The organism is Caldivirga sp. MU80, assembly GCF_001663375.1.
GTDB lineage: Archaea > Thermoproteota > Thermoprotei > Thermoproteales > Thermocladiaceae > Caldivirga.
Map to the genome: position 1 here is coordinate 1 of NZ_LCTF01000048.1, position 11,051 is coordinate 11,051.

Genomic DNA, 11,051 nt, shown 5'->3' on the forward strand with positions numbered 1-11,051 from the left:
AGGACCCAACGGCACCTGCCTACCCTCATAATGCAACTTCAAAGCCGTAACAGGATCAACCATCAAAACAAAAACCCTACCATCCAAAACCACAAAACTCGACACAGCCCCTCCATTTATTAGTCTGAATATGCGCATCAGCTTTTACTTAACTGGACTGAATCTTTAATGTTTCTTCTAACAAGTTTAATTCTAGCTGTTTTATTGCTGGTGTTTTTTGTGCTCCTAGCTATGTTGTTTTTCATATTCTATCACATCTAATAACCCACCTTTTAGTCCATATTTTTCCTCAAACATTAATTCTTGATATAATCTTGAACAATCAACATCAAGCCCAGCAGGTCCGGGTATTCTTGATGAAGTTTCTGTAGGTTTATTTAGTGGCGTGAAATGAACCTTGCTATTTGGCAAAACCTCTTTAATGATATTCAGCATATCGATGATATTCCAGGGCTTTTTACTGCCGATATTGTATATGGGTCTTTTTACATATTGTTTATTAACCAAAGCCAAATGTATGAATGCTAAAGCACCATCTCTAACATATAACCATCTTAATTTTGCATCTATATACGCAAAATCAGCAGGGACTTCGGACTCACCCTTAATTATTAAATCTCTAAGAAATGCATTAAATTGTCCTGTATATCCCGTATAACGTCCAGGTCCCCATACCGATGTTAATCTCGCACCTAAAATATCTAACCCATAGTAGTTTCTATAGAATATTCCATATGCTTCATTCATAAATTTGGATATAGGGTATGGATCTGGCGGTGGCATTGGAATAATGTCTTCATTTACTGCCTTTGAATTATAGTTAACCGGCGACCCATATACCGCTTCAGAACTTGCATAAACAACGCGTTCTAAGTCCATAAGTCTAGCTGCCTCGAATATATTAGCAGTACCAAGCATATTTACTTTGACTGCTTTTAATGGTCGATTTCTTGATTCGAGAAGTACTAATGCAGCTAAATGTATTATTCTTTTTACATCATATTTTTTAATACTGTCAATTAGTTCTTCTATATTCGTTATATCGCCATAAACAAGTTTAAGTTTATTTGTTACCTTTGATATATTAATAAGTTCTTGGTCAAATCTCACATCGAATGCTACAACATCATACTCATAATTGCCTTTTATTAATTCTTCAATGACGAAACGACCAATCTGACCACTAGAGCCCGTAATCATTATTGCCGGCATAACTTATTTCACCCACCTTAGACCGCGAGTCAGTGCAGGTGCTGCGGCAATTAATATAATGCCAATTATGATCTCTTGAATAGTATACTGTGTATATCCCATTATGATTAAAATATTCGTTAATATTGTTAATACAAAAGCCCCTAATAAAGGCCCTATAGGGTGTCCAGTACCGCCAGTTAATGCTATACCACCAATGACAGCAGCAGCTATGGCGTATAATTCATAACCGTAAGCTGTCCAAGGATCAACAATGTACGCACTAGTGGCTATTAGCATAATTCCAGCTACTCCATATAAGAAACCAGCAACTGTAAATGCTAAAAACTTTGCAAGGCTTGCATGAGTTCCTGATAAATGTACAGCTTCTTCATTACTGCCAATAGCATATATAATTCTACCCCATGTTGTTCTCATTAAAATAAAGAGAAAGACTACATACACGATAAGAGTTATTATAAATACTAAAGGTATGAAGGTATGAAAGTCCTGCATTAAAAAGCCATATTGATATAATCCATATATTGGCGAACCGCCAGTTATGCTTAAATCAACTGCTCTCCATATTTCAAGCCCAGCTAAAGTAACTATGAAGGAATATATTTTAAGTCTTGCAACCAAAAAACCATTAAGTGCACCAATGGCAGTTGTGACTAGTAATGTTAATGCAATAGCATATGGAACATTACCTGAATTGAGCGTAATCAAACCAGTAAATAATGCAGCAAAACCAGCAACAGAACCAGGAGTTAAATCTATGGAACCCATTATTATTGTTAAAGCTTCACCTAATGCTAAAAGAGCTATCGGCGATGTTTGGTAAAGTAAAACCTTTAGATTTGTTGGCGCAAGGAAGTATTCAGGTGATATAGATATCGCGGCTATTAATATTGCGATGAATGGCAGCAAGGGTCTTGCGAGATCATGAGTATTATAGAAATCTAAAAACGCTCTAAGTGGACTTTTACGTTTGCCTTTTACCACTACAATTTCTTCCTCCTTTTCAGTCGTGGACATTACAATTATTGATGCGCTTTGGAATTAAAAGGTTATTCCTAACAAATTTGGTACCATTATTTTTTAACAATATTCGAGAAATCACTAATTATTTTTCTGCGAATTTCATCTGGGTTGTTGTTAGTATACTCACTTACTATAGTTCCGTTATGCATAAAGTATACTCTTTCACCAATACCTAAAGCTTCATCAAGATCACTAGTGAGAACTAACACTGAAATACCTGTTTTCGAAGAAATCTCACGAATTATTCTTCTAATCTCTATCTTAGTACCTATATCGATACCCACTGTAGGCTCATCGATGATTAATAACTTAGCGCTGGTCATTAACGCTCTAGCTAACAGTACCTTTTGCTGATTTCCACCACTTAAATTAGAAGCTCTCACATAAAGTGAGGGAGCCTTTATATTTAACTCCTTGACGAACCTAGTGCCGAGTTCTCTCTCTTTAAAAGCATTTATTAGAATACCACCTAAACTTACATTTTTAAAGGCTGATATCGACATATTTGCAAGAACTGAAAGAAGAGGTATTATACCTTCAGCCCTTCTATCCTCCGTCAAATAAAATATTCCATATTTACTCAGTGCATGGGCTGGTGACTTTATTTTAATTTTCTTACCTTTATAGTAAATATCGCCTCTTGCCATTTTTGTAATACCTATTAATAATTTCCCTAATTCTGTTTTTCCAGCACCAATTATTCCAAATACTGCAACAACTTCATTTTCATAAATTCTTAAATTCACATTCCTTAAAGGAACTTCTGTTGGTTTTGTGGGTATTGAATAAATGCCTCTGAGTTCTATTAGTGGGGTTTCAATTTTTGTTATTTCCTTCATTTCTTTTCCTTCTTTCACAAAATAAAATTCATGAATTTGAGTCCCAAGCATCATTTCTATAAGTTCTTCCTCATTAGTTTTATGCGCATCTACTGTACCGATCTTCTTTCCATTTCTTAAAACTGTAATTCTATCGCAAATTTTTAATGCTTCATCTACTCTATGGGTTACGAACACGACACCCTTACCTTTACTTTTAAGCATATTTATTAAATTGAATATTTTCTCCACTTCATATGGAGATAATGGGCTTGTTGGTTCATCAAAAAGAAATATATCAGCATTCATACTTAGTGAAGCAAGTACTTGAACGATCATTTTATTCGCAGTACCTAAGTAACGTACTTTTTCATTAGGATTTATTTCTATTCCATATTCTTTTATAAGTTCGAGTACATAATCTAATATTTTTTCTTTATTAAAATATGAAAACTCTTTATTCCAATAAGAACCAAGTAGCATTATATTTTCGAGTACTGTCAAATGAGGAAGTAACGTAACTTCTTGTGTTGAAAATGAAATTCCATGATTACGTGCATCACGCGGAGTCTTTAGTTTAACTTCATTGCCTTTAATTATAATACGGCCTTTGTCAGGTGCATAATATCCGTATAATATTTTTAGCAATGTCGATTTGCCTGCACCGTTTTGGCCAAGTAATCCATGAATCTCTCCAGGTTTTAAATCAAAAGAAACATTATCAAGCGCTACAACTCCTGGAAATATCTTAGTAATTCCTTCAGCAATAAGCAGGAAATTTTGTTCGTTCATGTGCTGCATTTAAATATCGATGATTCTTTATAAAATTTATTCCAAACCTGTTATGAGAAAAGACCAAGTAATGATGTTTTGGATATGGTGCCGGGTAGGGATAGGGGCTGAGGCATGGGGACGGACAAATCCTATTATCAAGCCTATCAGTCAACCAACCACCAACAATTCTTGCCTACCTTATCGAAATAAAAACAGTAAAAGTGCTTTTATTTTTCCAGTGTAAGAACATCAAACAAGTTGGGATTTATACTTATTACCCTATTGCTAAGTAATTCAATTGATGACGAACTGGAAATTAATATCTATAGGGTTGATTATAGTAGTGGTAGCTCTTGCAGCAGTAGCTGGGTATTTTGCTTCAATAAAACCGAAGACGGTAGTTGTTACTACACCGACTCCAACTACGAATAAAACTATTGTGATATTCTATTTTAACCCAGCACCAGCTAACTTCTGGTATAACTTAGTCACACAGGGTGTGCAAGCTGCTGTACAACAACTTAGATCAATGGGTTATAATGTAGTATACGAAGAGTTCGACGCTACAACAGTTAGTCAACAGATATCGGAGTTAGAGCAAGCGGAAGCGCTGCATCCGAATATAATTGTAATAGGTACTGTCACCGATGCCGTCCAAGGGGAATTACTTAAGCTTAAACAAGAAGGGGTAATAGTAATATTGGTTGATAGAGATGTACCAAATAAGGCTGCTAGAAATCTCTATTTGGGTACTAACAATACTTTAGCCGCTGAGATAGAATTAGAATCATTCCTAAGTTACTTACGTCAGCAGCACGTACCTACACCATGGAAATTTGTTATAGTAACTGGTTTACCTGGTGTTGAAACCCTCTATCTGAGAACCGTGGGATTTGAAGATGTTCTCCAACCTCTTGTTCAAAATGGGACGGCACAAATACTCACAGTCGTTCAAGCAAACCAGGATGATCAGGCTCAGGCTTATGCAACCATAAGTTCTATAGTTCCTAAATATGGTACATCAGTTACTGCATATTTGGACTCTAACTTATTAACAGCAATTGCTAACGTTGAGGCGCTAAGGGCGGATGGTATATCAGTTGGTTTTGGTCCAGGTAAGGTCCCAGTATTAGGATTTGATGCACAATTACCAGAGTGGTTAGCATTGATAAGTAATGGGACCGTTCTTATGAGTATACAACAAACACCATTCGTAATGGGTTATTGGGCTGTGTGGGCAGGATATTACATATACACTGGCCAATTAAATCTACCCGCTAATGCGACGATAAATACACCAACATATATTGTTGTCTCATGCAATGCAACGTATTCTATGATATTAGACCACATAGCACCGCCTCCAACTTATTTATTATTGTTGGCACAGCAATTAACACCACAAAACCCAGCACTACAGGCTCCACCATATTATGCATATGATTGCCAATCCAATTCAGGCTTAGTACCACCGCCACCTGCTTTATATTCACCATGGCCAGTACCTGCAGGGTCTGACCAGTCATTTGTTGCCACAGGGTTCCATTAAAAAGCAAAATAAGATACTAAAATTAAAATTATCATAATTTTTATTGATTTTTATTCCCTATAATAGGTTTAATTACTAGGGAAATAGCAAACATGTTAGGATATATATTTTAAAAACTAAAAATAATTTTAAAGATTATTATGGCTTCTGCACCTATACTTAAGGCTGTGCTAATAGGAGGCAAAGGATTTGAACCTTATGAAGTTCTATACAGAAAGATAGTAGAATTTGAATATAAATATGGCGTTAAGGTTCAAATTATGCATCTTTTTTCTCATCCAGAGCTCAATTCATTTAAAGATAAACTTAAGGGTAATGAGAATGTTGATATTATATCGTCACATACTAGTTTTCTTAGGTCGTATTATCATTTGTATGCGGATTTATTTAGTATTGATCGAGATAATGCAAGAGCGTTATATGATGATTTACTTGAACCTTTAAAGCTGTCGACAATTATAAATGATCAATTTCTTATAGCTCCTAGGTTTATTGATGTTAGCCTATTACATTACAGGGTGTCAGTATTTAATAAACTAGGTTTAGATTTACCGAGAACATGGGATGATTTCTTGCAGGTCGCTATAAGAATCAAGGAGCGCATTAATGAACTTCCTGTAAAATATGCATATGCATTCGCTGCAAAAGGTCATGCTGTAGTTGGTAGATTTATGGAACTTCTTCACTCATTTGGCGGTAAGATTGTAGATAAAGATGGCTCGTTTACCTTTTATTCGCAGGAAGGAATTGAAGCTTTACAATTTATGGCAGATTTACACTTAAAGTATAAAGTAACGCATCCTAATACTCCAGATTTCTTTTACGATGATGTAAGTAGCTCATTTAAGAATGGCGAGACCGCTATGGTCTTCGATTGGCCAGGTTGGGATTATGTATATAAAGATCCTAGTCAATCATTAGTATGGCGGGATCTCGGCTTGGCATTATATCCTTATGGTAAGGGTGGGAGATTTGTTTATGGTGGATCTCATGGATTAAGCGTAATAAAGTGGAGTAGAAATACTAATCTTGCCGGGACTTTTGTATTATTTTTAACGTCAAATGAAAATCAGCATTTTGAGTGTAAGGCTCAGGGATTTTTACCAGCTCGAAAGAGTGTTTTTACGAAATTAATCAATGATGCTAAAAAAGAGAATAATGCCTTTGAGATATCTAGATTAGATCTTTATAGAAGAACAATTGAGGAAAGCTACTTACCTGTAAAGATAGCTAGATGGAGAGAGTTTTCAGAAATAATTTGGCCATTACTTAATAAGGTAATTAGAGGTGAATTAAACGCGGAGGAGGGATTAAAAATTGCCTATGATAAGGTTAAATATTTAGAGAGGTATAATACGATTGAGTGATTGTTATGGTGAACGTTGCGATTTCAGGCTTAGGAGAAATATCACGATTACATATACAGGGAGTTTTACGATCAAAACATGGAAAGCTTGTTGGAGTATTTTCTCACTCCTATGAAAGAGCTAAGGAAATAGCCAGTATCTATGGTGTTAAGGCTTATAAATCATTTGAGGATTTATGTAACGATAAAGATGTCGATGCCGTAATTATAACTAGTCGAGATGAAGATCATTTTCCTCAAACCATTCAGGCAGCTAAGGCTGGGAAACACGTCCTTGTAGAAAAACCACCAGCACTTACAGTAGAAGAAGTCGAAATTATGAATAAAACATGTGAGAAATATAACGTAGTATGTATGCCCGTTCATAATTATATCTATACACCACAAATCTTGCACCTTAAGGAGATTATTACTAATAACGAACTAGGAAGACCTATCTTTGCATTTGCAAGCATTTTCCATAAGATCGATGAAGAAGTAGCAAAAAGATATCATGGTACACTAATAACTCAAGCTTATCATCTAATATATACATTATTGTTTCTATTTGGTGATATTGAATACTTAGTGGGTTATGTTGATAATGTATCGTACTCAAAATATAAAAATGTAGATGATTTAGCAATAGTAATACTTAAGTTTAAAAACGGAACGGCAGCGCAAATATTAAGCGGATGGTGTTGCGACGATTTAACACCAACATCTTGGACATGGATGGTTAAAGTATTCTTTGAAAAGGGGGTATTTACTTTCAACTCTATGGAATCATTAACATATCAGCAACCAGCTAGTTATTATCAATCAAGAACGATAGACTTCCAAAAAACATTTTATAATATAGTTTCTTACTTTATAGATGAAGTCTTAGTAAATAAAAAACAACCACTTTCAACGATGAAAGATGCCGTAAGGACCTTTTATATACTTAACACCATAAAGAAGAACGCAAATCTAGGAAAAATCATTATATAATAATAACTCCTTCGCTATAATCTTTCGAAGTGCATTCCGTAAAATTTGAGTAAAGGTAGATTTACTTATATTCAATATTTTTGCTATATCTTCGGAAGTAGCTTTTTTAGGCCATTCAAAATACCCTAATTTATAAGCTACTTTTAATACATATGACTCATATGGTGTAAGTGAATATTTAAAATAATGATTGAGGATTAAATCACCATCAAAAGAATTAAATGATATAATCTCCGCATGCTCATTTAGAATATGTACAAAATCATTGATATATCTATTATAAATTAAAATACTCCAGTATTCTAATCCATTTTTACCATATTCCTGGTAGGTCAATACCTTATGGTCATGGTTACTATTATAATTAATAATTTGCTCAGTGATACTACCTTTATAGTTTGTTATCACTTTAAAAATTGCCATAGTGTGATTTTTTGCCGAGTATGTATTTAAGACCTCCACATTTTTAGTACGTGAATGTTCCTTAATTTTCTTAAGTATCGTTTTCATAAGATCTTTATTTGATGTTTCTAATTTAACTAAGGCCTGTATGGTATCTTTGGAAGGTAATGGTAATGAGTTAATAATTATATATTTACTTCCAGGAAATTCTTGTAGATACTTACTCCAATCATTATGCTGAAGCACTAACTTTAATAATTTTAAAACCATTGTTCCAACTTAAATCAATTACTTATTAAATTTTACTCACTTAATTAATAATGATTTTTATTGAATAGAAAATTGAATAGAAATTAAACTGTGATTCAAATAATGACTATAACTATGGTTCTCAGAAGCCCTTATAATTTTAACTATTATGTTTATTATGTTGTGTATTTTCTCAGTTTCTCCTCGTCTATCTCTACTCCTAGGCCGGGTTTACCTGGTATTGTTACGTAATCGCCCCTGAAGTTTTCCACTGGTTCCTTGGTTATTTCGTATGCTAATGGATTTTTCTCGACATAGTAGTACTCATAGGCTGGTGTGAAGAGTGTGTTTGTTGGTGTTGCCGCTATGAATTGAAGAGTTGCTGCTCTGCATCCTGCGCCAGATAATCCAACGTGGAATGTCATCGGTATCCCAAAGGAGTCTGCCAATGCCCTTATCCTCAGTAACTCTGTTATTCCGCCCACCCTTGCTATGTCTGGCATTGCTATGTCTATGGCTTCCCTGCTCATGAATTCGAGCCATTGGTACTTCGTGAATAAGGTCTCGGCTCCCGCTATGGGTATGTCCAGGGCCTTAGCAACCCTGGTGTAGCCTTCCAGGTTGTCTGGTGGTACTGGTTCCTCGAACCATACCACATCGTACTTCTCAAGCATTCTGCCGACCTTTATTGCGGTGGCGACATTGTATGCCGTATTGGCATCAACCATTATCTCAACCTCATTCCCAAGCGAATCCCTTATTGCCTTTATCACGGACTTATCAATATCGTAACCCCTACCAATCTTCACCTTAATGTACCTAAACCCCTGCTCCAATAATTTCTCGATTTCCTTAACAGTGTCCTCAGGGCTCATGAAGACCACAGAGGATGCGTATGCCCTAACCTCACCCCTAAATGTACCACCGAGTAACTTATGTACCGGTTTGCTCAGTATCTTACCCTTAAGATCCCAAAGGGCCAGGTCAACGCCTGATAATGCCTCTACGTAGTAGCCAGCGTGGTGTCCCCTGATCCTCATTGCCGTAAACAACTCCTCCCAAAGGACTTCAGTATCCAGTGGATCCTTGCCAATGAGCATTGGCTTAAATAATTCATTAATTATCGAGGCAGTCGCTGACGGCGCCTCCCTCGCTATTGCCTCGCCCCAACCAGTAAGTCCATCGTCAGTAATAATCTTAACATAGACAGCCGTAAACCCCTGGCTAATCCTTGATGCAACCTCCTCATAAGGACCCCTAAAGCCAGTCACGGGTTTACCAACGAATGCCCTCCCAACGTAGGTAACCACATCCTTGATCTGCATGGTGGGACTTAACAATGGCATGCCTATAAATATTATAACTAACATATTATGATCGCTGATTATCAATACTCCATCTCTTATCCAGGACAATGCGGGTAATCCTTAGGTTGTGTTAGATATGGTTAAGAAGCCGTTTCTCTCCTTTCCATCCTACCAAGCTCATCCTTAAAACACCACACGCCCTCAAATGGGTCAAGTATTACGATGCGTAATTTACTGAGTAGGGCGTCGTTTAGTAATATAAACCTGCCCCTAGTTATGTAGGCGTACGCCTTCACGGGTCCCTCGACCCTATCTTCGGTTATTACGTATATATCAAGGGGATCCGTTAGCCTCGGTAGGAAGACCCTACTACCATCAGCTAGCACCCTCTCGATCAGGACTACGTTGGGCCCCTCCCCTAGTAATTCTCTCACGAGCTCCTGAGGAAGCACAACCTCCGGCTCTCTCCCAGCAAAACCGCTATTGGCTATTCCAAGGCCTTCCACGCACTTATCGCCATAACACACCCTAATCCTTAGTCTCAGAACCACTACCCAACACCTCCTCCGGTAATAAGATGGTTGGTATAAGTTCTTCCACATCCTCAACAAGCTCCGGCGGTAGAATAGTCAATATTACCTCATTACCCATGCCCTACCAAGCATGTAGTGGCCACTACGGTTTAATAAACCTTGCCCAAAACCTTGATTTCATATTAACGCAATGCGGTGTCCTCCGCGATAATGCTTATTTAAGTACTACCTGTACAACTATGCATAAATGATAATACCAAGTGAGTGGGTTGAGAAGGCGGATGCGTTTTTCATGGATGCTGAGAGGCACGTAAATGATGGATTATACTGGTTATCATGCTTCGAATCGCAACAAGCCGCCGAGTTATACCTTAAGGGCCTAATTGTCGCTAAGGCGGGAACACACCCGTTTACTCACGACCTGGCTGAACTACTCAGGGTCATTAAGTCCCTTGGATTTGATTTCCCCATTGAGTTATACGTCTATGCTGACGCATTGAGTGGTGAGTATACACTATCTAGGTATCCAGGTAGGAAGCCTAGGGTTTATAATGATGAGACGGCTAGGAGGTGTGTTGAGTATGCAAGGAGAATCATCGAGTGGGTTAGATCAGTTGCTAAAAATCCTTAGTGAGAGCATTAGTAAAGGCGGTGAGTTGCTGCGTGGGTTCGTGTCCAGGGTATCCAGTGAGTATCCAGGTAGTACTATTGTGCTCTTTGGCTCCCGGGCTCGTGGTGATTACATGCCTTACAGTGATTATGATGTTGCTGTGGTGTTTAGGAAGGTTCCTGATGAAAGAGAGTTAATGCTTAGGATTAGGGGATTAAAGCCTGGTGGTCTATCCC

General features: G+C 37.1%; 12 protein-coding genes. 5 read left to right on the forward strand and 7 right to left on the reverse strand.

What is annotated here, in order from left to right; genetic code table 11:
• Positions 1-225: 225 nt before the first annotated feature.
• From AAX04_RS10870 to AAX04_RS10880, 3 genes are read right to left on the reverse strand one after another with little or no spacing between them, the layout of a single operon-like run.
• Entirely contained in the window at positions 226-1,212 is a 987-nt protein-coding gene (locus AAX04_RS10870; protein ID WP_066798175.1) for an NAD(P)-dependent oxidoreductase, read from the reverse strand.
• Positions 1,213-1,215: 3 nt separating this feature from the next.
• Positions 1,216-2,229, reverse strand: a complete 1,014-nt coding sequence (locus tag AAX04_RS10875; RefSeq protein ID WP_066798177.1) for an ABC transporter permease — start codon at positions 2,227-2,229, stop codon at positions 1,216-1,218.
• 56 nt (positions 2,230-2,285) lie between these two features.
• Positions 2,286-3,845, reverse strand: a complete 1,560-nt coding sequence (locus tag AAX04_RS10880; RefSeq protein WP_162270144.1) for a sugar ABC transporter ATP-binding protein — start codon at positions 3,843-3,845, stop codon at positions 2,286-2,288.
• Positions 3,846-4,128: 283 nt separating this feature from the next.
• On the opposite strand from AAX04_RS10880, the gene AAX04_RS10885 reads away from it, so the two are divergent.
• The 3 genes from AAX04_RS10885 (at position 4,129) to AAX04_RS10895 (ending at position 7,714) form a co-directional block, all read left to right on the forward strand.
• Positions 4,129-5,376 carry a substrate-binding domain-containing protein gene (locus tag AAX04_RS10885; protein WP_066798180.1) on the forward strand — a complete coding sequence of 416 codons (1,248 nt, stop codon included), beginning with the start codon at positions 4,129-4,131 and terminating at the stop codon, positions 5,374-5,376.
• 140 nt (positions 5,377-5,516) lie between these two features.
• On the forward strand, positions 5,517-6,743 hold the full coding sequence (locus AAX04_RS10890) for an extracellular solute-binding protein (protein ID WP_066798182.1): 1,227 nt from the start codon (positions 5,517-5,519) through the stop codon (positions 6,741-6,743).
• A 5-nt stretch (positions 6,744-6,748) separates the two neighbouring features.
• Positions 6,749-7,714: a Gfo/Idh/MocA family protein gene (locus AAX04_RS10895; protein WP_238377869.1), complete on the forward strand. Its 966-nt coding sequence runs from the start codon at positions 6,749-6,751 to the stop codon at positions 7,712-7,714.
• On the opposite strand, the gene AAX04_RS10900 is transcribed toward AAX04_RS10895, so the two are convergent.
• The 4 genes from AAX04_RS10900 to AAX04_RS12545 all read right to left on the reverse strand — a co-directional run bounded on the left by AAX04_RS10900 (position 7,694) and on the right by AAX04_RS12545 (position 10,323).
• A complete protein-coding gene (locus AAX04_RS10900) occupies positions 7,694-8,386 on the reverse strand; it encodes a helix-turn-helix domain-containing protein (protein ID WP_066798185.1) in 693 nt (230 codons plus the stop codon). The genes AAX04_RS10895 and AAX04_RS10900 overlap by 21 nt on opposite strands.
• A 155-nt stretch (positions 8,387-8,541) precedes the next feature.
• Complete coding sequence (locus tag AAX04_RS10905) at positions 8,542-9,690, reverse strand: mandelate racemase/muconate lactonizing enzyme family protein (protein WP_066798186.1); 1,149 nt, start codon at positions 9,688-9,690, stop codon at positions 8,542-8,544.
• A gap of 122 nt (positions 9,691-9,812) precedes the next feature.
• Complete coding sequence (locus AAX04_RS10910; protein WP_066798188.1) at positions 9,813-10,223, reverse strand: hypothetical protein; 411 nt, start codon at positions 10,221-10,223, stop codon at positions 9,813-9,815.
• Positions 10,201-10,323, reverse strand: coding sequence for a hypothetical protein (locus AAX04_RS12545; protein WP_255363640.1), 123 nt, complete (start codon positions 10,321-10,323; stop codon positions 10,201-10,203). The genes AAX04_RS10910 and AAX04_RS12545 overlap by 23 nt, the downstream gene beginning before the upstream one ends.
• A 129-nt stretch (positions 10,324-10,452) precedes the next feature.
• Here AAX04_RS12545 and AAX04_RS10915 point away from each other — a divergent pair, with 129 nt between their 5' ends.
• Both AAX04_RS10915 and AAX04_RS12615 read left to right on the forward strand, forming a co-directional pair.
• Positions 10,453-10,836, forward strand: coding sequence for a HEPN domain-containing protein (locus AAX04_RS10915; RefSeq protein WP_066798191.1), 384 nt, complete (start codon positions 10,453-10,455; stop codon positions 10,834-10,836).
• Positions 10,787-11,051, forward strand: a 265-nt coding sequence (locus AAX04_RS12615) for a nucleotidyltransferase domain-containing protein (RefSeq protein WP_162270145.1), incomplete at its 3' end; no start/stop codon positions are given. The genes AAX04_RS10915 and AAX04_RS12615, both read left to right, overlap by 50 nt.